Genomic DNA, 22,388 nt, shown 5'->3' on the forward strand with positions numbered 1-22,388 from the left:
TTAGGAGGAATAGACGATGGCAGTCCCTGCACGAAAAACATCAAAAATGAAAAAACGCCTTAGAAGAACCCACCAAAATTTGAATCGCCCCGAAATTTCCTTTGATGAAGCAACGGGCGATTATAGACGTTCTCATCGTGTTTCTTTAAAGGGTTATTATAAAGGACGTAAAATTACGACTGATAAATAGGAGGTAAATATGCAAATTATTTATCCACCTTTAGTTGAAGAATATTTCAACTATCAACGGCATAAAACAAAAGAAGCGTTAGACAAGAGCTTAGTCTATCAAGATATGGTGGACGCTGGTTTAATTACAGAAACAGGTATGCCTACAAAAGAAGCGTTAGCAAAAGGAATGATTAAAGATTTTTATGAAGAAGAAGATTTAAGCTTCCCTGAGTTTTTAGTTTTGTATCCTGTTTTTGCCAATTACGATAAAGCATTGTTTCAACAAATTGCTGGTTTTTGGGAAATAACCCTCGACTTTAAAACAGAATTATTGGCTGCTTTGGCAGCAAAAAGTTTTGATTATGATGAGATGGTACAAATCCAAATGTATCTAGCAGATCGATAATAGGAGAGTAAAAATGCGACAAACGATTATTTTAGAAGGGGTTCAGAGTAAAGAACGCCTTTATTTAACTACTAAAAATAAGCGTAATCACCCAGAGCGCTTGGAACTTAAAAAATATTCACCCAAACTACGTCGGCATATCACGTTTAAAGAAGTGAAATAGACATTTTGTTTATCATCTTGGTTGAATAGTTGAAAGGAGCAAAGAAATTGGAAAAGACAGATCTAGCAACAGCATATAGACGATTAAAGAGCCCGAATATTCAAACGCGAAAACGGGCCTTAAAAGTTATTAAAGAGCATAAAAGAGCGAAAATAAAAGCGTACTATGCAGCAAATTAAAAACAGATTGTGATAAAAGTGGTCTTCTTCAAGAATAAAAGAAGTTTATAGAAATTTTTGTGCAAATTTCAGTTTATTTAAGCAGAAGTTGCTTCTTTAATAGCGTTATAAAAAAACAGGGATGTGACAAGATTTTGGTCACATCCCTGTTTCATATGGTTCATTTTCTATTCGTATTCTTCTAACTCAAGACTTAATTCTTCCCATTGTTCTAATAGTTCATTTTGTTTGCTTCTAGCAGCCTCTAATTTTTCATTTAATTCTTGTAATTGGACATGATCAGCGAGAATTTCTGGCTTAACCATTTCGGCTTCTAACTGATCAATTGTAGCATCTGTTTGGCTCATGGTTTGTTCCACGTCGTTGACTTTTCGTTGCAGGCTACGGACGAGCTTTTGTTGCTCTTTACCTTTTTGGAAGTTTTCTTTGCCGGCAGAAATTACAGCCGGCGTATCATTTTCTTCTGCTGCTAGTAATGCGGCAATTTCTTCTTCTTCCTTTTTCTTTTCCAAGTAATAATCGTAATCACCTAAGAATAGACGACTGCCTGTAGGGGAGAGTTCAATTACTTTTGTGGCGATTCGATTGATAAAATAGCGGTCATGAGAGACAAATAGCAATGTACCTTCATAATCAATTAAGGCATTTTCTAAGACTTCTTTATTATCGATATCCAAATGGTTTGTTGGTTCATCTAAAATTAGAAAGTTTTCTTCATCCATTGCTAATTTGGCTAAAGCAACTCGAGCTTTTTCGCCACCACTTAATAAGTTGATTGGTTTGTCGACATCTTCCCCTGAAAAAAGAAAGCTGCCTAAGATATTGCGAATTTCTAATTCTGGTGTAGTAGGATGTTCATCCCATAGTTCTTGTAAAATCGTTTTGTTACTATTTAAATCTGCTTGTCCTTGATCGTAATAACCGATCGAAACATTGGCACCTAATTGAACTTCACCACGAATAAAGGGCAATTGTCCAATAAGAGATTTCAATAGCGTCGATTTGCCAATCCCATTTGGTCCCACTAAAGCAATCGCATCTTGGCGGCGAATATCTAAATCAACTGGCTGCGCTAAAATTTCATCAGCGCTATATCCAATCGCTGCATCACTTAATTGCAAGACTACATTGCCGGAAACTTTGTCAATGTGAAAGAGAAAATGAGCAGATTTTTCTGCACCTTGCGGACGATCAAGACGGTCCATTTTTTCTAACTGTTTGCGGCGACTTTGGGCGCGTTTAGTCGTAGAGGCCCGCACTAAATTGCGGGCGACAAAATCTTCTAGTTTATTGATTTCTTGCTGTTGTTTTTCGTAAGCTTTCCATTCACTAGCCAGTTGTGCGGCTTTTAAGTCCAAATAACGGCTATAATTTCCTTTGTAATGGGTCATTTTATGGCGGCTTAACTCATAGATTTCATTGGTTACTTTATCTAAAAAGTAGCGGTCATGGGAAACAATTAAAAGCGCACCACTGTAATTTTGTAAATAATTTTCTAGCCAACTTAGTGTTTCAATATCTAAGTGGTTGGTGGGCTCATCCAAAATTAAAATGTCGGGTTTTTGTAATAACATTCTTGCTAGCGCTAAACGGGTTTTTTGTCCCCCGGAGAGATTGTTAATTTTTTGCTGATAAAAACTTTCATCAAATTGAAAGCCGTGTAAGACAGACCTAATCTCATTTTCGTAACCATAGCCATTTATATCGGCAAAATCATGTTGTAATTTATCATATTCTTTTAAAATACTTTCATAATCACTACTAGTTTCATTACTCTTGGAAATTTTAATTTCTAAAGTGCGCATCCGCTGTTCCATTTGCCGCACTTTATCAAAAGCAGCTAGCATTTCATCCCATACCGTTGCATCTGAAGAAAGACCAGTATCTTGGGCTAAATAACCCAATGTAGCTGTTTTATTTTTGGCAATTGTCCCTTCATCCGGAGCTTCAATTCCAGCGATTATTTTTAATAAGGTTGATTTACCGGCGCCATTACGGCCAACTAAGCCAATCCGGGCTTTAGTAGCAATCTCTAAATGTATGTTACGAAATAAAACGTCTGCACCAAAAAGACGGGCGATTTGATTTGCTTGTAATAATATCATGGTTAATCTTCCTTTAAATGAATTCTCTCATTTGCGTAATTTCACAAATTTTAATAGATATCGTATCTAATAAGATAGTAGAAATTTAGCATATCAACTGTAGTCTATCATAATTTTCCTACTAGTGTATATTGTCCTCTGTTATAAAAATAAAAATTCACAAATTTATGAGCAGAGAAATTGCATTTCCCCAGTCACCCTGTTATGATTTGTCAGTAAATTACGTGAAAAATTCACAAATGGAGGCGTACACGTTGAAAGATCATCACATTCCAAAGGCAACAGCAAAGCGTTTGCCCTTATACTACCGTTATTTGCGGATTTTAAATAATGCTGGAAAACAAAAAGTTTCTTCAACAGAACTAAGTGAAGCCGTTCAAGTGGATAGTGCTACTATTCGCCGCGACTTTTCATATTTTGGAGAATTAGGAAAAAGAGGCTATGGTTATGATGTGGAAGCATTGATGAATTTCTTTGCCAAAACATTAAATGAAGACCACATGACCAATGTCGCATTAGTTGGGGTCGGGAATTTAGGAACTGCCCTTTTAAAATATAAATTTCATCAAAGTAATAGCATTCGGGTGAGCGCGGCTTTTGATGCAGATGAAAATATTACTGGTCGCATTATTGACGGTGTACCTGTTTATGCCATGAAAGATATGGTAGAACAAATTAAAATTCAAGAAATCGATATTGCGATTTTAACTGTACCGGCTGAATTTGCCCAAGGTATCGTAGATGAATTAGTTGGAGCGGGTATTAAGGGAATCTTGAACTTTACCCCAGCACGTCTGAATGCTCCCAAAAGCATTTTAATTCAAAATGTTGATTTAACAAATGAATTACAAACTTTAATTTACTTCCTACATTCACAAGATGAAAAATAAAAAGAAAGACTGGAACTGAAATTGTAGTGATTTAATAAGTTAGACTAAAATCTAGCTTATTTTATCACTACAAAAGTTCCGGTCTTTTTTTTGTGGTTAAAATTAAAGAAAAGTAAAAGCACTAAGAAAAGAGTTCTTCGTAGTTAGGTGTTTCGTCGGAAAATTCAGTAATAATTTTAGTTAAGGACAGATAATCGATGAAACGAGCCGAACGCGTTAATTCTTTACCATGACTAAGTAAGACAACTAACGGGGCAGTTAATGCTTGAAAATGACCTGCGACTTCTGGAAACTTGCTACCGTCAAAATGATAAATAGGTACATCTTGTCCAAAACGAGCTTCTAGTTGTGGCTTTACAGCAACACAAATACTACATCCTGGTTGGGAAATATAGGCAATCGCTAATTTTTCTTGATTTAATTGTTGTAAGTCTTGATTAAAATTTGTGACCTGAATCATATCGTTCACCTGCTTTTTATTCAATTTCAACTTTAATTTAAGATTTTGGTCAATAAAAGTCAAATAAACTGTCTGCTCCTTTTCAAAAAGTAAATGAAAGATTAATTTTTTTATCTCTAGCTTGTGGGTTTTAGTAAAAAAGCGTATATTAAGGCGACGAAAAAACAAAATAAAAAAATATTTTCTTATCTTAATCCTTTTGCTAAAGGATTTTTATTGTGATGAAAAAACAAATCTGATGACTAGATTTAAATGAATAAAAGGAGTTTTTTATGTTTAATCATTTACCTGATTCGATTTTACAAATGAGCATGATATTTTTATCGATTGTGATTGAAGCTTTACCTTTTGTATTATTGGGCTGTATTATTTCTGGGGCACTTTATGTGTTTTTGACACCGGAAAGAGTGCAAAGGTTATTGCCCCAAAATAAATTAGCTTCTATTATAGTGGGCTGTGTGTTGGGCTTTTTCTTTCCTTCTTGTGAATGTGGCATTGTGCCGATTGTTAATCAATTTGTGCGTAAGGGAGTACCAAATCACACTGCTTTTGCCTTTATGTTAACGGCTCCTATTATTAATCCAATTGTGATATTTTCCACGTTTATTGCATTTGGCAATTCGATGCAATTTGCTTTTTTACGGGTAATAGGAAGCTTAATGGTAGCACTAGTGATTGGTGTATGGTTGGCTTACTTTAATCAACGGAGCATTATTAAAGATGCGACTTTACAACAAGCGGTTATGAACGTGAAACATTCGCATCACCATCATTTATCCGCAGAACAAGAACATTACGAAAAAACAAAAAAGAGTTTTTTTCAACAAGTCGGACATGTTTTAGAACATAGTGTTGATGAATTTTTTGACACTGGGCGCTATTTAATGATTGGTGGCCTATTGGCTGCAGCAATGCAAACTTATTTACCAACTGGTGTAATGTTGACATTAGGCTCAAATAAAGTTTTAGCCGTTTTTGTGATGCTATTTTTAGCATTGGCAATGTCATTATGTTCAGAAGCAGATGCCTTTATTGGGTCTTCTTTGTTAAGTTTATTTGGTACTGGACCAGTAGTGGGCTTTTTAGTTTTTGGTCCCATGGTCGATATAAAAAATCTGTTAATGATGAAACGTTACTTTAGCGGCAGATTCATCGTCAGTTTAGTAGCGATTATTGTCGTTTGTGTAACAGGTTATGCATTGGTGGTGTCATTATGATTCGATTTTTAATTTTAGGCGGTTATTTTGAATTAATGATGTATTTGCAAGTTAGTGGCAAATTAAATCAATTTATTAACGTTCATTATCGTTACTTGGCTGTTTTATCGATGGTCTTATCTTTGCTACTAGCAATGGTGCAATTAGTTTTATGGGTGAAAGCAGATGGTAAATCAAAAGAACACCATCATGAAGAGGGCATGGAACATGAACATGGGTTGAAAAAAAGATACCAACGCGTGATTGCGTACGTTTTATTAGCACTACCGGTGATTGTTGGGACTTTTTTCCCAGTGGTAAGTCTGGATACAACAATTGTGCAAGCAAAAGGGTTTCAATTTCCCATTAGTAAAGAGTCTGTAGGAGATCCCCAAATGCAGACACAATATCTCCAACCCAACACAAGTATGTATTACAATAAGACTGAGTATCAAAAACAAATGGATAAACTGATGAAAAAATATGATCAAGCCGGTACATTAGCTGTGACAGAAGAAAATTATTTAGAAGTCATGGAACTAATTTACAACTATCCAAGTTCATTTATTGGACGCAAGATTAGTTTTGATGGTTTCATCTATCATGCCAAACAAGACAAACAAGAAGATGATTTTGTTTTCCGTTTTGGAATCATTCATTGCGTAGCTGATTCAGGTGTTTTTGGTCTACGTATTCATTTGCCAGAAGGAACGGCTTTGAAAAATGATCAATGGGTGCATATTGAAGGGGTTATTCAAAGCAACTTTTATCAACCGTTAAAAAGAGAATTACCAGTGGTACAGACAACAAAAACAAGTACGATTACCGCACCGAAAAATCAATATGTTTATCGCTCATTTTAAGCTCTTTTTTGTAGAAAAAAATGTTAAAATAAGAAGTGGATTTCATAAAAAAAACATATTCCTTTGCTAGGATAGGAATTGTAGACGCTTTGTTTGTAGTTTCAGATAAGTTTTAGTAAAATGAAAAGTAGCAATAGTGAGAAGAAAGAGGTGTTAACTGTGGGGTTTACAGATGAAACAGTCCGTTTTGATTTTGACGATAGTCGCAAAAAAGAAGTGAGCGAAACGTTGGCCATTGTTTATCGCGCTTTAGAGGAAAAAGGATATAACCCAATTAATCAGATCGTAGGGTATTTACTTTCCGGCGACCCGGCTTATATACCTCGTTATCGTGATGCGCGTAATTTAATCCGTCGTCATGAAAGAGATGAGATTTTAGAAGTCTTAATTCGTTACTATCTTGGTAACCACGGGATTAGTCTTTAATGCGGATTATGGGATTAGATGTCGGCTCAAAGACTGTCGGAGTAGCTGTTAGTGATTTATTAGGTTGGACTGCCCAAGGAGTGGAGATTATCCGCATTGATGAAGCCCAAGGAGAATTTGGTTTTGACCGAATAAAAGAGCTGGTAGCAGAATACGAAGTGACACAATTTGTGGTCGGCTTACCAAAGAATATGAACAATACTATCGGCCCACGTGCCGAAGCGTCACAGGCGTATGGTAAAAAATTGGAAGAGCTTTTTCATCTACCTGTTTTTTATCAAGATGAACGCCTAACAACAGTTCAAGCAGAGCGCATGTTAGTTGAACAAGCCAATACATCACGTGCTAAGCGCAAAAAGGTAATTGATAAATTAGCCGCCGTGATGATTTTGCAAAATTATTTAGATCGCAGCGATACCAAGTCGCCTTTATAGGAAAGAGGAAAGTATATGACAGAACATAATCACGACCACAACCACGATCATGAAGGACATGAACACATTACCTTAGTAGATGATCAAGGCAATGAAACACTTTACGAAATCTTATTAACCATTGATGGCCAAGAAGAATTTAATCGTAATTACGTTTTATTGTATCCAGCAGGCGCGTCAGAAGACGAAGATGTTGAATTACAAGCCTATGCTTACATCGAAAATGAAGATGGCACAGAAGGCGAATTAGAACAAATCGAAACAGAAGCAGAATGGGATATGATTGAAGAAGTTTTCAATACATTCATGGCTGAAGAAGAAGAATAAGATTTTTAGAGGGCAGAATCATTAGTATATAGGGATTCTGCCCTTTTTCTTCTTTTTTGAATGCCAAATTGAATGCCATTAGATTATCAGGCATTAAGATGTTGAACAAACTTATCAACAGTTTGTACTTTTGTCTCTTTACTTAGATGACCATAAGTATCCATTGTAATTTTGATTGAAGCATGTCTTAGTCGATCTTGTACGTCCTTTAATGATGCACCAGCGTCTAGAAGAAGGCTAGCATGTGTATGCCTTGTCACATGGATACCTAGAAAGGGAACGCCAGCTCTTTCGGTAATTGTTTGTAACCGTACATAGATAGCATGATGAGTCACGATTTGTTTATAAATACCGCAAAAAATCATTTCAGGATTGGTTAATCCAATGTGCAACATAAATTCTTTTTGATTTAATTGCCATTTTTTTAGGAAAGACAAGGTAACATCATCAACTGAAATTGTGGCTGAACTGGTATCTGTTTTCGGTGAAGAGACCTTATAGCCGTGTTTTGTTTGACTGAGAGTTTTGTTGATAGTGACTGTTTTTTCATCGAAGTTGATGTCATTCCAGTTTAAGGCAAGAGCCTCGCTGATTCGACAACCTGTGTAAAATAAGAAACGCATAAGTGTCTTATCATATTCAGAACGGTATGTTCCACTCTTTGACTGAAGATACTCAGAAATTTTTTTTACTTCTTCCTTGGTGTAGGCTTTAACCTTTTCTGTGGTTATTTGCTTTTCACGTTTTGGCATCATAATATGTGACAATGGATTGTTTGTTATAATGCCAAGATTTATCGCGTATTCAAATACTCTTTTTGCAGTTGAATGCAGTATTCGGTACTGATCTGTTTCTTTTGCCCATTGATTAATGATTTCTTGTGCCATCCGTACAGTCACTTTATTCACTCTTAGGTCACCATATTTTGGTAGAATCCATTTTCGAAACTTAATTTCGGTTTTCATGAAGGTTACTTCTTTTACAGTAGTTTTATAAGTGTCCAGCCACAAATCATAAACTTGTTGAAAAGTCTCATTTCCATCTTTTTCGAGACCTTTTTGTTCAAAGTCCACTTGCAATTTAGCTAAAGCAAGTTGGGCTTCTTTTTTTGTTTTAAAATTTCTTCGAGTGGTTTTAATGGGTTTACCTGTTACTTTGTCAGTTCCCAGATAAGCTTGGAACTTCCATGCTTTATCTCCGTTCTTTTTTTCATATTGATCAAAATTAGCCATTTTAATTTTCCTCCTATTGTGTGGGGCACATAGGAAAGGAATGAACTTTCGTTACTTGTTCTGTTGTGCTTCTTGAATGAAGGCTAAGTCTTTTGCGGTTTTCTCGATTTCTTCAAACGGTAAGTTGTCAAAGAAGACTGGTTTCATCTCTGGTTTCCCATGACGATCCAAAATCGGATTTCCTTCTTCATCCAAACGTATTTGTGGGGTAAAGAAACGTTCAATAAAGGCTAGCTTTTCTGCTACCTCATCTATTTCTTTCACTGTATGGCTATTCAAAATTTTCGCCAAAGTAAACAAGTTTTGGACTTTTTGATCGTATTCGTCAATGCGATCGAGAATAACCGTTGTTTCGGAGACCGCAATCTCTTTTGGTGAACCAAAGAGCTGAATCGGTGTCGCATGAAAGACCGTCGCAAATTTTTCCAAGCTCTCAAAGGTCGGGTAACGGATTCCCCGTTCGATATTGGAGATGGTTTGTTTTTGTACACCAATCTTTTCGGCCAATTCCGTTTGGGAAAGTCCCATTTCTTTTCGTAAACGTGCGACATTGCCGCCAAAGTTTTCTATCATTTTCCTCACCTCGGCTCTATCATAAGCGCTTTCCCTAAAAAATTCAAGCAAAAAATAAACGAAATAGTATTTCAAGTAAACTTTTTAAATATACTTGACATCTATTTTGAATCGCGGTAGAGTGTACGAAAAGATACTATTTTATTTATTTATAGTTCTTTTAGTTTTAAAAAGAAAATATAAGGATGTGAAAAGGATGTCGGTATTGGAACAAGCGCTCCTGGATTGGCAAAAAGATCAGACCAATCAATTCTTTGCCCTGTTAGAAACCCGCTTGGAAGAAACACAAACCCAGCAGGATATCGTCAAACAAAAATATTGTGCAGCGCATTTCAATGTGAGTGTTAATACATTGAAAGAATGGGTTCTTCAGGGCTGTCCAGAAATTCGATTGGACTCAGGTATGGTTTTATACAGCATTCAGGCGGTGAGAAGATGGTTATTAACCTATCAAAACTAAACAAAGGTGTGGGGCCAAGGAAAGGAGCCGGTGTTGGGTTGGGGTGGTTGCCGCAGCCGTTGCCTCGACTGCGATGGCTGAAAGCTAATCAGCAGGCGAGGCTCACGGACGCGTGGAACGCACAGGTCTTTTGCGAACACCAGACACTGGCTAAGCGTAAGGTGCCTTTCTAATAGCACCTTATAAAGAGAAAAATAATGGCTAATAACTACCGGAAAAATGCGAAAAAAACCGATACTACCAAGCTTTTGAACAACAAAAAAGATTTGCGAACCATCGCAAATTTTAAAGGAGGTGACCAAATGACCAAAAGTACCCAGAATGTGCTAGGAAAAGTAGATTGGTTTCAAGCGGTCTTGCATCAAGTCAGTTATCAGACCGTCTTTCAAGACTTATTAAAAATCAATTTAGAATCCGTCTCGATTCAAGCAGGTAGTTTAAAACATGAAGAATATGATATTGTGTACACCTGTGGTTTTCTCAAATACTATACCTATCATCAGCCAGAAAAGGCCAAAGAACGCGGAACCCTTGTCTTAAGCGGGCAAGCCTGTACCACTTATGAATGGATTTTGCTTTCGTATAACCCCAAGGCGAATGTCTTTCAAGAACTCGCCACCCGTTTTTACGAGTATGCTAGTCAAACCGCCTTCACCTTTGAAATCAAGCGGCTAGATTTAGCCTTAGATGATTACAATGAAGTGCCCTACTTCACGGTAGAACAACTCCACAATAAGTTGAAACGGAAGCAATTCCTTTCAAAAGGACGAAGCTATCAACTCCATGACAGCGAGTTTGATGCCAAACAACGGGCAAAAACGGTTAGTATCGGCGTTAGAGGATCGGCTTGTATGTTTCGGGCCTACGACAAAGCCAAAGAAATGGCCAAAGATTTTGATGGAGCAAAACAAGAGGAAATTCTGGCTCGGGCTCCCCAAATTCGGTTGGAAGTCGAAACACGAAATGACGTAGCAGATAGTCTCTTTCGAACCATTGCTTTTTTACCGCAAGATCAATGTATCGCAAACTTAATTCGAGGATTTCTACAAACGGAACTTACCTTTTACACCGACGGCTCCTTAAAGCAGGTCTGTCGTTGGTGGCAGGACTACCTAAAACCAAGTCTAGTTCCCACTATCACCCGGCAATATCAAGTGAGTAGCTTTGACCGTTCCTTGAACTGGTATGAATACGGTGGACCCATGGCATTAACTCAAGCACTCTTTTTCTTGCATCATGAGGGTGTCGGGATTGACCCAAGTTTGTTAGAGATTCGCCCCAATTATGAATGGACACCCGAACTTTCTGATCGCATGATTCAATACGTCAGTGAGCAACAACGTCCCGATTTGATTCCACTTATTCAAGAACGCACCAAAAAAGCGTCCGTCACTTCCCAATAAGTGAACGAACGCTCTGTTAAAAAATTTTCTAAACCAAGTATAGCAAAGAAAGGAAGAATATACGATGCCAAAAATGTTAAGTATTAATGATTTTGATTTCGGAGCCATTGGCCCAACCTTTGAACTAGATGAGGTCACCCCAAAATTTGCGACCGAAACCCGCACTGATGAAAATGGTCAAGTCATTCTAGATCGTGAAAACAAACCAAGAAACTTCTATACCGATGAGATTATCGGGTACAAATACTCAGTGACCATCCTGGAAGGAAAGTTCCGTAAAAAAGCAACGCAAGTCACCGTCAACACCTTAGATCATCCGATTGACAATGACGAAATTATGAAACGTGAAAGTGTCAAATGCCGGTTTGAGAACTTACAACCAAGTAGACCTGGGCACCCGATGTATTACAAGGCAGATAAGATTGTATTGTTAGGAAATCAGAAATAGAAATGTATATTCATAAATAGCAAAGACTCCATCAATTTATTTTTGAAAACTCATTAAACAGCCTAATCTATCATGTCAATTTAGAAAAGGTTACTTCTCTCGATTCAGGACAGTTTTTTAGTGTTTTGAGATAAAAAACCAAACAAAGAAGAAACTGGTGGTATCTTGTATATGTAGCATAAATCTATTTGAAAGGGAGTTTTATCATGCAAAAGTTTCAAAAACTAAACGAACAAGAAATGAAACGATTAATGGCAGGGTATAGCTCAAAAGATTGTCTAAAAGACATTGGTAAAGGAGTAGGGGCAGGAACTGTAGCTGGTGCAGCTGGTGGCGGATTAGCTGCTGGCGGTTGTCTGACGGGAGCTGTTGGAAGTATTTGGGACCAATGGTAAAAGCATTAATTTTCTCTGCTGTAATCTCTTTAATTGCATTGGGTAACTACCTAAAGAAGAAAGATTTACCTTCGAAAAAGAAATTGATTTTAACAGTTGCCATAGCAATCTTTTTGATTATCTATGAATTTTTCTGGAGTATTCTAACTTGATAGATAATGTCATTTACATTTTAGAGAACAGAATAAAGACAAATTGTTACTAACTTAAAATTTTTTGAGAAATTAATCTGCATCATGGATTTGTATTGAGACGTTCTATGATGCAGATTTCTATTTTCTTAACGATTTATTAGCTAATAATTCAATTAATTGAAAAAATTGAAGGTGTTCGTTTTGAAAAAAATTGTCAAAGCAGCAATAAGTGTACTAATTGTAGTATCAATTTTCTCGGCTTACCTGCCACAAACTGTTTTTGCAGCAGAATCTGTCATTGATACAAATGAACAACAGCAATCAATAAAAAAGTAACTACAAATGAATAAATGTTAAAAGTAAAATAATATAGAGTCATTACTAAAATAATGGTGGTGGCTCTATTTGGGTATTGTCTAGCCTTAAGCTAATTTATCTCCATTTGTGAGGTACATGACAAAAGAATTAAGGCTAAATTACTACCAAGCAAATTAAATGTATTGTTGTACTAGAGATTATTGGAAGAAATGCTAGGTTGAATGGGAATCAATCGGATTAAGATGATAAGAATCAATTGAAAAATAATCCAAATGATTGGAGAGCCTAAAAAATTCTTCATTTTTCCCTTACGAGAAGCTAGGAAAATATTGTATAGAACAAACTATTTGGGTAAATAAAAAAGAAAACTCCTTAGACTCTATCTTTTAAACCATAAAGAAACAAGGAGCATGCAACCCTCTATCTTTTCAAATAGGGATTCTGACCCTTGTTTCTGATTTTAATATAGAAATCTTTGTTTTGGATCTACAGATACATCAGGAGTCGGAAACAAACCAATTATTAATAGTTTCTAACAAGTTATCTGTTCCTTGAGAAGATAGAAGATCTTGATCACTATCCTTTAGTAATGAAAAATCGACCTTATAATCTGGAGGAATGGGTTGGTTATTAAAAATACACTGTCCATTTATTGGGAAGTTAACTTCATAATACCCTACGGTGTAAATAAGCCACCAAAGCTCCTTTGAGTTATGATTAGAAAAAAAGCGATTCATATTAACTGAAGTATAACCGGCGGATGGGAGGCCAAAAACTCTTACGTTAGGATTATTTCGTAGTGCTAGTATAAGGCTTTCTGCTGCGCTGGAAGTTTTATCATTTGTTATAACAGCGACTTTTTGATTTAAGATTTTTTCTTGTTGTGAAGGAAGCCAAGATGTAGATAACGTATTGATAGTGCCAGGAATACCTCCGAGTAGTTGAGCATTTTTTAATAATACAGGGTATCTATTTCTGTGGTTGTCTATTTCGTTAAAAAGTACACCATCAGGAATCAAAGAACTGGTACCAAGAATCATTGGTTCTCGAGCGCCTCCGTGATTATTAGATAGATTTAAAACAATATTTCCTGATGCGTGATTAATCAGTTTAGCAAGTGTAGAAGCATAATCTTCTAAAAAGTTCTTATCGTCTGGACTGTATGCACTTGGAATGTTGATGATTGTCAAGTTTTTATATTTTGAGATTGTAGGGAAATTACTATTTTCGAATGTTTGAAACTCTTCATCAGAAGTAATTTTCACTAAAGAGCTATGTTTATTGATACTATAAAGCAACCCATTCCAATCATCTACATTATTTATTTTTTTTCCGTAACTAGTTAGTTTTGAAATAGTTTTCCATGTGGGTTGATCGTTGATAATTTCGTATTGTGATAGAGTAGAAAAAATTTCATATCCACGGGAATCAATTGATTTCGGATGTATCCAAAATAGAGAAAGAGAACCAAAAATAATGATCCCGATACCGCTGATAAAACTTAGATATTTTTTGATACGCATAATGCTGCTCCTACAGATAAATTAAACAGATGATTCTATCTTTTACGACAAAGGTTCTGACCGCCACCGATGTAACCAAGTGTATCGGAATCAATTGGGCAGGCGCCTTGATGGGGATAGGTAGTGCCACCTAATGCCATATCGTAAGGATTAGTTTTCCCATCGGGATTAAAAAAGGCACCTTTGGGAGGTGTAACTCCACCCCCACTGATTTTAGTCAATTTCAAATGACTTAGTTCTTTCAAGTTTTGCATAATAAAACTCCCTCTCGAAAAGATTTATGTTACATATACAAGATACTACTGATTTCTTTTCTATTTGTTTTTTTATCTCAAGACAAAAAAACTATCCTAAAACGTAAAAAGTGGTTCTTTTCTAAATTGTCGTGATAGATTAGCAACTTGATTGTTTCTTTAGAATCAAATAAAACCTCTGAAAATCTACGATATGTGAGAGAACGTATATGAGTTAAAATCTACTTTGAAATATAGTAATTGATGAAAATAATCGAAAAAGACATCATACTTTTTTCTACCACTAAAAGTAGTGATTTTTTGAAATTACAGTTCGTCGCAAGTTATATCTTATTTATTTTATCAATTCGTTTTTCCAATTATTTCCTAAAAATAAAAAAATAGATAATTTGAACCGCCCCACCAAAAGTTAGACCAAAAATCTAGGCTTTTGGGGTCGGTATTTTTATGTCTAAATATAGTTTTGAATTCAAATTGGAAATTGTTCAAGGATACCTGGATGGGAAAGGAGAGTATGTTTTTTTAGCAGAGCTGTAGGCAGTCAAGCAGGGAGCTAAATCAGAGATTGGATGAATTTCTACTGTGAGCTCGGTGGCACTTCAGTTCTTTAACCTACTGCTTTTTCCATGATTTAAAATTGGTTTTTATCACCATAATCTGATCGGTAAACTCCATTCAACCCAGCTTTCCTTCCAATGGTACTTAGCTCCATTATCCATTCATTTTGCATAGAGGAAAACTTGAGCTTTTTTGTAACAGCAGTAAACGAAATGTAATTCACGAGCCGATTGACCAGTGGGGCCTGCTCAATCTTAGGATCGTCAAGTTTTTGATAGACTTTCATTAACACATCTTGAATATCCTTAAACGAGCTATCTTTGCTTTTTTCAAGATCGTTGAAGAGATCATGAATAATTTTCTGTGCTGCTCGTTCCCTTTGATTTAACATTTTCCTGGCACCGCCCCACCAAGCCAGCCTCCAATTGCGTACTGGGCTAGACAGCCTCCAGTAATTCCCCATTCAACCCAGCACTTCTTTGAATCACAGTATAGACCATTACCATAGTAAGTTGCTCCTCCGGTTACTTTTTTTAATTCTACTAATGAGATTTTCTCCACGTTTTTCATTTTCTATTCCTTCTTTCCAAATTATATTATTTGAAATATCACTTTTAAGCTAGCGATACTATTTTGGGCTTTTCTTTGTAATTGAATGAATATTTAAAAGTAGTACAACTGCTAAAATAACTATCTTAATAGTTAGCGACCCTGTATTTTTATATGGCTTTAAAATAAAGAAGAATAAGCTAAATGTAATTACTAGAACAAAAATATCTACTGGTTCCATCCGTTCTTTTATTTCATTGCCTTTTTTAAGGAGCATTATAGCCGATAACTCCTCCAATAATTCCTCCAATTACACCACAACCAGCCATAGCCCACGGTCCTCCAGCAGTACACCACTTTACGCCCGTTGCAGCACCACTTAAGCCACAGGTTAATGTATTAGTAGCTTTTCCACTACCTGTAATATCTTTTAAATTGTGCAATTCTAATATTTCATATTTCATTTTTTCGTCTCAATCTACTTTTATTTTTTTGAATCAAGCCCAGCTGTAAATCCTCCAGCTACTGCACCGTATATTGCTCCTAAAGCGCTACATACTGGAGAACCAACTACTGTTGGTGCGCAAATTGCCGCTCCCACCGCTGCACCACCGGCAGCTCCGCCACCCATAGCATATATAAGATCCTTAAAAGAGCCACCTCCTTGAACGACTTTCATTTCCAAAGTTGATAATTTTTCCCCTATTTTCATAACAAACACACCCCATTTTTTATTTTTTGGTACGAGAAAATTGTATTCAAATCTACATCTTTGATATGATTTCTTCAATTGTATAAAGCTTAGAAGATGCTATACCAGTTCCTAGTACAGTATAATTTTTTAATTGGTTCGGAGTGACTTGAGTAGCTTCATAAATATTTTTTTGTAAAGTAGTATCGATTCTATTTAAATAATCCGTAATTAATCTGCGCTGTTTCTTTTTTCTGATTTGAACTGGTAGAGTAGTTAAGACTATTATGCCGATTAATAAAAACGACATCGCTAAACTATTCAAAAATGCATTTGAAAAGTATATTGCTGTCAACCCAATTATCGCTATAGAAGCAGTTAAAAAGAGATCCTTTTTTTCGTTCTTCGGCATCCTCCTTATAAAGATTTATTTTTGTGAAATCCAGTCTTGTCCTGCACCGACTAGAAGTATCAATTCTTCTTTGCTTAAACTTTGAACATTTTTCATAGTAAAACTTCCCATATAATTTTTATTACGAGAAAAATATATCATTCGAATTGAATTTTTAATTTAATTTGTCTCAAGATGATAATATTTTGTACTGAAATGTAAACGACCCTATTCATCTGTGTCTTTTTAGTGTAATTTTTGTTTATTTTCGTTTCAGCTGCAGTTCTATTCACTTTAGGATACGAATGAGAGATTTCAGGACAATTCGGAATAATATTCTGTGAATACAAGTATATTTATACCATATTAAGTGCTAGAGAAGGTGTAAGTACAATGAGAAAAATAAAATTGATTAAGCAACATGATGAAAAAGATTGTGGTGTTGCCTGTCTTTCTATGATCCTAAATTTTTATGATACGAGCGTTCCTATCAGTAAATTACGCTTAATGTCAGGGACAAACAGCCAAGGTACCTCAGCTTTTGGATTAGTCCAAGCATTAAATGATTTCCAATTTCAAACGCAGGTTTTTCAAACTGATGAATCAATTTGGAATGAAGAATACGTGACCTATCCATTGATTGCTCACGTAATCATTGATGGAGCATTCTTCCATTACGTTGTCGTTTATGGAATGAAAAATGGGAAGTTGCTTCTGGCTGATCCGGCTAAAGGAAAAATTGAACGAACGCCAGAAGAATTTTCTTCGATATGGACAGGAATCTTATTAACTACTACTCCTACTGAGAATTATCATCCCATACAAGATAGATCCAATGGTTTATTCTCTTTTGTTCCGTTATTGGCAAGTCATAAGAAGACAATTGCCGGTATTGTACTTCTTTCTTTTATATTAACTGTGTTTGGCATCATAGGTTCTTATTATTTTCAAGTGATAATTGATCGAATTGTTCCTTCAAGATCTGTTAACTTATTAGAAATCATCTCAATAGGTCTTTTGTCAATGTATGTGATACAAACACTATTCCAGTATTTTAAACAGTATCTTTTAATTAGGTTAGGACAACAGCTAAGTTCTTCGATTATGCTGAAGTATTTCAACCATGTTTTGAATTTACCAATGAACTTCTTTTCAACAAGAAAATCAGGGGAGATTGTCTCAAGATTTTTAGATGCAAACAAAATTATCGATGCCTTGGCAAATGCCACACTATCCCTATTTTTAGATGTATCAATGGTTATATTTATTGGAACTGCTTTGTTTTTACAAAATCGTCTTTTGTTTTTAATTAGTTTCAGCACACTTCCAATTTACGGTTTAATCGTCTTTCTATTTATGAAACCATTTGATCGAACTAATGAAGAACAAATGGAATCTGGTGCTGTAGTCAATTCTCAGATTATTGAAAGCTTGAAAGGGATAGAAACTATAAAGTCCTTTAATGCGACAGATCAAGTATTTGATAAAGTTCAGAGTCAATTCAAAGAGATGATGGATAAATCATTCAAAAATGCGAATCTTGATAATCTACAATCGAATTTAAAAACGGCGCTTCAAATAATAGGTTCTACCACGTTATTGTGGGTTGGTACGTACTTAGTAATTGAGGGGAGCCTGTCTATTGGACAATTGATTACTTATAATGCCCTGATGTCTTTCTTTACAACACCTTTGCAAAATATCATTAATCTTCAGGTAAAGATTCAAACGGCAAAAGTAGCTAATGATCGATTAAACGAGGTTTTCTATCTGGATCGAGAATTTCTGGGTGAGGCAACCAGTCAACAAATGAATAATGCTGAATTGTTTACGAAAGAGCCATTAATCGAAGTAAGGAACATATCTTTTGCCTATGGATTCGAAGAAAATGTTCTAAATGATCTTTCCTTTTCAATTAATTCAAATGAGAAAGTAGCAATCGTTGGGATGAGCGGATCTGGTAAATCAACGTTAGCCAAATTACTTATGAACTTTTATAGTGCTGAAAAGGGAACCATACGCATTCAAGGTATTTCTATTCAAGATATCTCAAGGATTGGTTTGAGAAATATGATTGGATATGTATCACAGGAAACTTTCTTTTTTAGTGGCAGTATCTTTGAAAATCTGATTTTTGGTTTAGACTATCACCCCACAGAGGAACAGATTATTTGGGCATGTGAAATGGCTCAGATAAAAGAATATATTGAAGGATTACCCCTTAAATTTCAGTCACCTATTGAAGAAGGTGCTAGTAATCTCTCCGGTGGTCAAAAACAGCGATTAGCTATTGCAAGAGCTTTACTAAAGAATTCAGATATTCTGATACTTGATGAGGCAACTAGCGGATTAGATACTCGTATAGAACACCGTATCATTCAAAACTTAATGAATATGGAGAACAAAACTATTCTATTCATAGCACATCATTTATCTATTGCTAAAGATTGTGATCAAGTATTTGTTTTAGATAATGGACAACTAGTCGAATCTGGCACGCATCAACAATTGAGAACACTAAATCGAACATATGAAGAACTCTGGGAAATGATGACAACCGCATAAAAAATGATGAAAATAGAGGTCTGTTAATACACTGCCTATTTTATATGATTCTTGCTATAATTAGAGGACTATCAGAATTAGGAGTGTTTTTATGGTATTACTTGATTCTCTTTCTTACTTTTCAATAGAGTTCTTTGATCTTATTTTACTATTTATATTGATACACTTATTAACCAACATAAGGTCCAAATTATTTCTTATAGGTATATTGTTACTATTAATACCTCTTACACTAATTTCAATGATGGATGCATTTTTAGGAATACTTGCAGTCATTCTCTCAATAGTTTTATTTTGTATTTATAGATGGAAACGAAATGATATACGCATTCTTATCAGTGATCTTTTTGGGGTACTCCTTTCAGTATTGATATATTGGATCATTCCATTTTTTACTTCTAATTTAGCTAGATTTATTTTTAGTCTTAAAATGGATGCATTAAATAATCGAGGAGCTTTAGTAGTAGTTGTTGTGATTGCAATGAATTGGCTTTTTTCCCTAGGAATTGCAATAATAATTCAGCGTAAAATATTAAGACAATCCTTGTCATTGGAAGAAAATAAAATTTTTACCATGCAACTAGCTATATTAGTCATCATAATAATTTTATTTAGTGAAGTTTTAAGAAAAATGCAAGCTCTGGGTATTTTTAGCCTGATAATGCTTGGATTTCTTATTGCCCAGTTTTCACTTACAATTTATTTTACCTATCTCTCAATAAAAAAGAATCAAGAAAAAAGGGAGCTTGAAAATTTAAAAGAAAAGATGGATATGATGAATAGCTATACAAGTGATGTAGAAAGAAACTATCAAGAGTTAAGACAATTCCGTCATGATTATAAGAACCTTTTAATTGGTTTAAATGCATCACAAGAAATGAATGAAATAAATCGTGAATATTTGGCTGAGATGTTAGACTACTCACATCAGATGATTGACAATAGCGTTATGCGTTTTTCTGAAATTAGTAACATTCAAGTTCAATCTTTTAAGTCTCTTATGGTTACTAAACTATTGCAAGCAGAACAAGAAAACATAACCGTGCATTTTGAATGCCTAAAACCAATAAGTAATTTTAATCTAGAAGAAGTTAAACTAGTTCGGATAGTTGGAATACTGATGGATAATGCAATAGAGGCCGCGAAAGAATCGTCTGATAAAATACTAAATGTTTTAGTAATTGCAAATATTGATATGATAGAAATTTCTATCGAGAATTCATATAAAGGAAAGTTACCTTCATTAGGTTTAATGAATAAAAAAGGGTTTAGTAGTAAGGGACCAGGTAGAGGTCTAGGATTAAACAACCTAAATGAAATATTATCAACAACAAAACAAGCTGATATTACGCACTATGCCGCTGATCAGCTATTTATTTCTACTCTAAATATAAAGAAAGCGTGATTAGTATGGCTTTGCCAATTTTCTTATGTGATGATGATTCAGCATTAGTTCAATACTATAAGTCTGTGATTGAAAACTGGATCATGATCAATGATTATGATATGGAGCTCATTTTCGCAACTACAGATCCGGATGATATTTTTCTATATCTGAAAAAAAATAGTATTACCAATTGTTTATTCTTTTTGGATATTGATCTCGGTACGTATCTTGATGGTATCGATATTGCTCAACAAATTAGAAGTGATAACGAGTTCGCACAAATTGTTTTTATTACTTCACATCAGGAACTAGCAATAAAGACCCTACAAAGACAGATATCACCATTAAATTATATCGTGAAGGATAGTCAGACTGAAAAAAATCAAATTCAAAAAGTACTAAATAGTTGTCACCAAAAAACTTTTGTTGATCGTTTACCTAACCAACGACATTTATCATTTTTGATGGGTTCAAGAAGTATCAGAGTAAATATTTCGACTATTTATTTTATCGAAACTTCTCCAACCCCCCATAAATTAATTCTATATGGTGAGGATATTATGTATGAATTTTATGGAAAGATGGATGATTTAACAGATGAGTATCCTGAATTGCTTCGTGTACACAAATCATTTTTGATCAATCCACAACAGATAAAATCAATTGATTACAAATCTCGCACTATAATATTTCCAGAGGAATACTCGTGTAATTTTCCACTTGTTAAAACTAAGCTATTGAAAAAAATGTTTCATAATTAGTTGATTAAGCTTTATCAGTATGCATCTAAAAATCTCGCATATATATTCGGTGAGTTTTTAGATGCTTTTTTGCCATTTTTCAGTCATATGAATTCCAAAGATGTAAAAACTGTTGTATACAAAACGAATTTGACATACTTGTACATATCGTAAGTGTTTAATTTTGTTATAGTGACTATATTAAAATTAGTTTCATTTTTTCAAAAAATATGTTCATATGACTTAATTTAGATTTTGAGATAAAAAAATACGATGTTATGACAATTTAATCCCTTCTTATATGGAGAGTCATATACTTTAGTTACTAATTAAGAGGAGTGATTACATATTGAATAAGAAGAAGCTTACGAAGCAAGAAGCAAAAGCTATCAGAGGGGGAGCGCCAAGTGGTGGATCAATATTTTCGGGAGGGAAAAATGCAGTACAAGATCTGTTTAATAAAGTGAAAGACTACTTTAAATAGTCAACGTCTCATACCGCAACATTCATGATTTGATCTGTGAGTTGAGAGTTTAATTACTTGTTACTACTATCGTTCTTGTATTTTTCAAGATTGATTTTAGATATTTCATGTTAAAATTATTTTTTGTAATGTTCACTGTGCTAGAATTTTCTTGTGAAAATAATAAATTGGAGGTTTTTTGAATGGGAAAAGTAACGATGTTGTCAGTTGAAGATACCAAAAAAGTAATTGGAGGTAGTGCTTGGAGTAAATTAGGACAAGTTGTTGGTGGGTTAGCTACAGGAGCTGCTGGAGGTGCAGGCTTAGGAACTGCAATTTGTGGACCTGCTTGTGGTGTTGTTGGTGGACTGTATGGTGCTGTAGCCGGTGGTGCTGCCGCTGGTTGGGATGCAAAAAAATAAAGGGGGGGGTTGACTATGAATGAAAAAGCATGCACAGTTTATCTTTCTAATCAGGAATTAAAAGCAATTGGGGGAGGTAGTGCAGTAGGAATTTTAGGTACTACTTTATCAGGAGCAACCGCAGGTGTAAAAATATGTTCGGCTGGTGGACCATATGCAATGGCTGCTTGTGGGGTAGGTGGTGCTTTGCTAGGAGCTGGTTTCGGTGCATGGACAGGTGCCTAAGAAAATCTTTGGAATAAAAGTTCAAGACTGGTTCATT

General features: G+C 35.1%; 32 protein-coding genes. 21 read left to right on the forward strand and 11 right to left on the reverse strand.

Features of this window, described 5'->3' with window-relative positions:
* The first annotated feature begins 16 nt into the window (after nucleotides 1-16).
* Genes rpmF through RU96_RS12805 form a run of 4 tightly spaced genes read left to right on the forward strand, consistent with a single transcriptional unit; the run spans nucleotide 17 to nucleotide 919 of the window.
* Entirely contained in the window at nucleotides 17-190 is a 174-nt protein-coding gene (rpmF, locus tag RU96_RS08015) for a 50S ribosomal protein L32 (protein ID WP_071865021.1), read from the forward strand.
* 9 nt (nucleotides 191-199) lie between these two features.
* The gene (locus tag RU96_RS08020) at nucleotides 200-577 is read left to right on the forward strand and encodes a hypothetical protein (protein ID WP_071865022.1); all 378 of its coding nucleotides are present in this window, start codon (nucleotides 200-202) and stop codon (nucleotides 575-577) included.
* 13 nt (nucleotides 578-590) lie between these two features.
* Nucleotides 591-740 carry a 50S ribosomal protein L33 gene (gene rpmG, locus RU96_RS08025; protein ID WP_071865023.1) on the forward strand — a complete coding sequence of 50 codons (150 nt, stop codon included), beginning with the start codon at nucleotides 591-593 and terminating at the stop codon, nucleotides 738-740.
* A 47-nt stretch (nucleotides 741-787) separates the two neighbouring features.
* Complete coding sequence (locus tag RU96_RS12805; RefSeq protein ID WP_143350955.1) at nucleotides 788-919, forward strand: putative metal homeostasis protein; 132 nt, start codon at nucleotides 788-790, stop codon at nucleotides 917-919.
* A 167-nt stretch (nucleotides 920-1,086) separates the two neighbouring features.
* Here RU96_RS12805 and RU96_RS08030 read toward each other — a convergent pair whose 3' ends face one another.
* Nucleotides 1,087-3,024, reverse strand: a complete 1,938-nt coding sequence (locus RU96_RS08030) for an ABC-F family ATP-binding cassette domain-containing protein (protein WP_071865024.1) — start codon at nucleotides 3,022-3,024, stop codon at nucleotides 1,087-1,089.
* 254 nt (nucleotides 3,025-3,278) lie between these two features.
* Here RU96_RS08030 and RU96_RS08035 point away from each other — a divergent pair, with 254 nt between their 5' ends.
* Nucleotides 3,279-3,914 carry a redox-sensing transcriptional repressor Rex gene (locus RU96_RS08035; RefSeq protein ID WP_071865025.1) on the forward strand — a complete coding sequence of 212 codons (636 nt, stop codon included), beginning with the start codon at nucleotides 3,279-3,281 and terminating at the stop codon, nucleotides 3,912-3,914.
* A 121-nt stretch (nucleotides 3,915-4,035) separates the two neighbouring features.
* Here RU96_RS08035 and RU96_RS08040 read toward each other — a convergent pair whose 3' ends face one another.
* The gene (locus RU96_RS08040) at nucleotides 4,036-4,374 is read right to left on the reverse strand and encodes a thioredoxin family protein (protein WP_071865076.1); all 339 of its coding nucleotides are present in this window, start codon (nucleotides 4,372-4,374) and stop codon (nucleotides 4,036-4,038) included.
* A gap of 272 nt (nucleotides 4,375-4,646) precedes the next feature.
* On the opposite strand from RU96_RS08040, the gene RU96_RS08045 reads away from it, so the two are divergent.
* From RU96_RS08045 to RU96_RS08065, 5 genes are all read left to right on the forward strand, one after another.
* Entirely contained in the window at nucleotides 4,647-5,591 is a 945-nt protein-coding gene (locus tag RU96_RS08045; RefSeq protein ID WP_071865026.1) for a permease, read from the forward strand.
* Nucleotides 5,588-6,433, forward strand: a complete 846-nt coding sequence (locus tag RU96_RS08050; RefSeq protein WP_071865027.1) for a TIGR03943 family putative permease subunit — start codon at nucleotides 5,588-5,590, stop codon at nucleotides 6,431-6,433. The genes RU96_RS08045 and RU96_RS08050 overlap by 4 nt, the downstream gene beginning before the upstream one ends.
* Before the next feature lie 159 nt (nucleotides 6,434-6,592).
* The gene (locus RU96_RS08055; RefSeq protein ID WP_016171403.1) at nucleotides 6,593-6,859 is read left to right on the forward strand and encodes an IreB family regulatory phosphoprotein; all 267 of its coding nucleotides are present in this window, start codon (nucleotides 6,593-6,595) and stop codon (nucleotides 6,857-6,859) included.
* Complete coding sequence (gene ruvX / locus RU96_RS08060) at nucleotides 6,859-7,293, forward strand: Holliday junction resolvase RuvX (protein WP_071865028.1); 435 nt, start codon at nucleotides 6,859-6,861, stop codon at nucleotides 7,291-7,293. Before RU96_RS08055 ends, ruvX begins: the two co-directional genes overlap by 1 nt.
* Nucleotides 7,294-7,308: 15 nt before the next feature.
* Entirely contained in the window at nucleotides 7,309-7,620 is a 312-nt protein-coding gene (locus tag RU96_RS08065; RefSeq protein WP_071865029.1) for a DUF1292 domain-containing protein, read from the forward strand.
* 86 nt (nucleotides 7,621-7,706) lie between these two features.
* Here the strand turns inward: RU96_RS08065 and RU96_RS08070 are convergent, their stop codons facing one another.
* On the reverse strand, nucleotides 7,707-8,852 hold the full coding sequence (locus RU96_RS08070) for a site-specific integrase (RefSeq protein WP_071865030.1): 1,146 nt from the start codon (nucleotides 8,850-8,852) through the stop codon (nucleotides 7,707-7,709).
* A 51-nt stretch (nucleotides 8,853-8,903) separates the two neighbouring features.
* Nucleotides 8,904-9,425: a helix-turn-helix domain-containing protein gene (locus RU96_RS08075; RefSeq protein ID WP_071865031.1), complete on the reverse strand. Its 522-nt coding sequence runs from the start codon at nucleotides 9,423-9,425 to the stop codon at nucleotides 8,904-8,906.
* Nucleotides 9,426-9,621: 196 nt separating this feature from the next.
* On the opposite strand from RU96_RS08075, the gene RU96_RS08080 reads away from it, so the two are divergent.
* The 5 genes from RU96_RS08080 to RU96_RS13395 all read left to right on the forward strand — a co-directional run bounded on the left by RU96_RS08080 (nucleotide 9,622) and on the right by RU96_RS13395 (nucleotide 12,601).
* Nucleotides 9,622-9,885: a hypothetical protein gene (locus RU96_RS08080; protein ID WP_071865032.1), complete on the forward strand. Its 264-nt coding sequence runs from the start codon at nucleotides 9,622-9,624 to the stop codon at nucleotides 9,883-9,885.
* A 302-nt stretch (nucleotides 9,886-10,187) separates the two neighbouring features.
* A complete protein-coding gene (locus RU96_RS08090) occupies nucleotides 10,188-11,288 on the forward strand; it encodes a replication initiation factor domain-containing protein (RefSeq protein WP_071865077.1) in 1,101 nt (366 codons plus the stop codon).
* Nucleotides 11,289-11,352: 64 nt separating this feature from the next.
* Nucleotides 11,353-11,736, forward strand: coding sequence for a hypothetical protein (locus RU96_RS08095; RefSeq protein ID WP_071865034.1), 384 nt, complete (start codon nucleotides 11,353-11,355; stop codon nucleotides 11,734-11,736).
* Between the two features lie 206 nt (nucleotides 11,737-11,942).
* Complete coding sequence (locus tag RU96_RS08100; protein WP_071865035.1) at nucleotides 11,943-12,131, forward strand: hypothetical protein; 189 nt, start codon at nucleotides 11,943-11,945, stop codon at nucleotides 12,129-12,131.
* Nucleotides 12,132-12,466: 335 nt separating this feature from the next.
* Nucleotides 12,467-12,601: a hypothetical protein gene (locus tag RU96_RS13395; RefSeq protein WP_022795486.1), complete on the forward strand. Its 135-nt coding sequence runs from the start codon at nucleotides 12,467-12,469 to the stop codon at nucleotides 12,599-12,601.
* Nucleotides 12,602-13,080: 479 nt separating this feature from the next.
* On the opposite strand, the gene RU96_RS08105 is transcribed toward RU96_RS13395, so the two are convergent.
* The 7 genes from RU96_RS08105 to RU96_RS08140 all read right to left on the reverse strand — a co-directional run bounded on the left by RU96_RS08105 (nucleotide 13,081) and on the right by RU96_RS08140 (nucleotide 16,570).
* Nucleotides 13,081-14,106 (reverse strand): S41 family peptidase, encoded by a 1,026-nt coding sequence (locus RU96_RS08105; RefSeq protein WP_071865036.1) that lies wholly within the window; start codon nucleotides 14,104-14,106, stop codon nucleotides 13,081-13,083.
* A gap of 35 nt (nucleotides 14,107-14,141) precedes the next feature.
* Nucleotides 14,142-14,360: a hypothetical protein gene (locus RU96_RS08110; protein ID WP_022795484.1), complete on the reverse strand. Its 219-nt coding sequence runs from the start codon at nucleotides 14,358-14,360 to the stop codon at nucleotides 14,142-14,144.
* Nucleotides 14,361-14,991: 631 nt separating this feature from the next.
* A complete protein-coding gene (locus RU96_RS08115; RefSeq protein WP_022795483.1) occupies nucleotides 14,992-15,309 on the reverse strand; it encodes a bacteriocin immunity protein in 318 nt (105 codons plus the stop codon).
* Entirely contained in the window at nucleotides 15,303-15,488 is a 186-nt protein-coding gene (locus tag RU96_RS08120; RefSeq protein WP_022795482.1) for a leucocin A/sakacin P family class II bacteriocin, read from the reverse strand. The genes RU96_RS08115 and RU96_RS08120 overlap by 7 nt, the downstream gene beginning before the upstream one ends.
* A gap of 245 nt (nucleotides 15,489-15,733) precedes the next feature.
* The gene (locus RU96_RS08130) at nucleotides 15,734-15,931 is read right to left on the reverse strand and encodes a Blp family class II bacteriocin (RefSeq protein WP_022795480.1); all 198 of its coding nucleotides are present in this window, start codon (nucleotides 15,929-15,931) and stop codon (nucleotides 15,734-15,736) included.
* Nucleotides 15,932-15,951: 20 nt separating this feature from the next.
* Nucleotides 15,952-16,179, reverse strand: a complete 228-nt coding sequence (locus RU96_RS08135) for a Blp family class II bacteriocin (protein ID WP_022795479.1) — start codon at nucleotides 16,177-16,179, stop codon at nucleotides 15,952-15,954.
* A 52-nt stretch (nucleotides 16,180-16,231) separates the two neighbouring features.
* Nucleotides 16,232-16,570 carry a hypothetical protein gene (locus RU96_RS08140; RefSeq protein WP_071865037.1) on the reverse strand — a complete coding sequence of 113 codons (339 nt, stop codon included), beginning with the start codon at nucleotides 16,568-16,570 and terminating at the stop codon, nucleotides 16,232-16,234.
* A 372-nt stretch (nucleotides 16,571-16,942) separates the two neighbouring features.
* Here RU96_RS08140 and RU96_RS08145 point away from each other — a divergent pair, with 372 nt between their 5' ends.
* From RU96_RS08145 to RU96_RS08165, 6 genes are all read left to right on the forward strand, one after another.
* Nucleotides 16,943-19,114, forward strand: a complete 2,172-nt coding sequence (locus RU96_RS08145; RefSeq protein ID WP_071865038.1) for a peptide cleavage/export ABC transporter — start codon at nucleotides 16,943-16,945, stop codon at nucleotides 19,112-19,114.
* A gap of 91 nt (nucleotides 19,115-19,205) precedes the next feature.
* Nucleotides 19,206-20,519 carry a sensor histidine kinase gene (locus RU96_RS08150; RefSeq protein ID WP_084035477.1) on the forward strand — a complete coding sequence of 438 codons (1,314 nt, stop codon included), beginning with the start codon at nucleotides 19,206-19,208 and terminating at the stop codon, nucleotides 20,517-20,519.
* A gap of 5 nt (nucleotides 20,520-20,524) precedes the next feature.
* Nucleotides 20,525-21,262 carry a LytR/AlgR family response regulator transcription factor gene (locus RU96_RS08155; RefSeq protein WP_071865040.1) on the forward strand — a complete coding sequence of 246 codons (738 nt, stop codon included), beginning with the start codon at nucleotides 20,525-20,527 and terminating at the stop codon, nucleotides 21,260-21,262.
* A gap of 328 nt (nucleotides 21,263-21,590) precedes the next feature.
* On the forward strand, nucleotides 21,591-21,725 hold the full coding sequence (locus tag RU96_RS13400; RefSeq protein WP_282956603.1) for a hypothetical protein: 135 nt from the start codon (nucleotides 21,591-21,593) through the stop codon (nucleotides 21,723-21,725).
* Nucleotides 21,726-21,907: 182 nt separating this feature from the next.
* The gene (locus RU96_RS08160) at nucleotides 21,908-22,126 is read left to right on the forward strand and encodes a Blp family class II bacteriocin (protein ID WP_071865041.1); all 219 of its coding nucleotides are present in this window, start codon (nucleotides 21,908-21,910) and stop codon (nucleotides 22,124-22,126) included.
* Between the two features lie 15 nt (nucleotides 22,127-22,141).
* Nucleotides 22,142-22,351 (forward strand): bacteriocin, encoded by a 210-nt coding sequence (locus RU96_RS08165; protein WP_071865042.1) that lies wholly within the window; start codon nucleotides 22,142-22,144, stop codon nucleotides 22,349-22,351.
* The last annotated feature ends 37 nt before the right edge of the window (nucleotides 22,352-22,388 follow it).

The organism is Enterococcus canintestini, assembly GCF_001885735.1.
GTDB classification, from domain to species: Bacteria; Bacillota; Bacilli; order Lactobacillales; family Enterococcaceae; genus Enterococcus_C; species Enterococcus_C canintestini.